The organism is Virgibacillus sp. M23, from assembly GCF_034190895.1.
Lineage (GTDB): Bacteria > Bacillota > Bacilli > Bacillales > Amphibacillaceae > Virgibacillus > Virgibacillus salarius.
The window spans coordinates 1-597 of sequence record NZ_JAWDHA010000168.1; the positions used below are offsets into that span (position 1 = coordinate 1).

Annotated in this window: 1 protein-coding gene; it reads right to left on the reverse strand. The window is 50.9% G+C overall.

Translation table 11 applies throughout. The annotated features are described in order from the left end of the window. Nucleotides 1-597, reverse strand: a 597-nt coding sequence (locus RVS70_RS21845) for a cation acetate symporter (protein ID WP_414617185.1), incomplete at both ends; no start/stop codon positions are given.

Sequence of the window (597 nt, forward strand, 5' to 3'; positions counted from 1 at the left end):
CGCTAGGGCTCATCGACACAAGCACAAGCGCGCTGATCAGGCCTGTCAGACTTCCCCATAAAGCGCCTGACGCATTGAATCGTTTCCAAAAGACCGTAAACACAATCAGCGGGAGGTTTGCGCTGGCGGCTACCGCAAACGCAAGGGCAACAAGGAATGCCACATTTAAGGACTGTGCAAAAATCGCTAGGAGAATCGAGAGCACTGACACGGCGACAGAAGCCCATCTGGCCGCTTTCATCTGTTCTTTTTCAGTTGCCTCTCCTTTTCTGATGATCTGGCTGTAAATATCATGGGCAAATGCTGAGGCGGCAGACAGCACCAATCCTGTCACGACAGCCAAAATGGTAGCGAAAGCAATGGCTGATACAAACGCGAATAGGAAGTCTCCCCCGAGCGCTTTTGCTAAAAGCGGAGCCGCCATATTTCCCGCTTGATCAGCTGCCGTAATCGCGTCAAAACCGACAAATGCAGCAGCGCCAAAGCCGAGAAACACCGTCATAATGTAAAACACGCCGATAATCCATGTCGCTGACACCACAGATGTACGGGCCGTTTTGGCATCCTTAACCGTATAAAACCGGATCAATATATGAG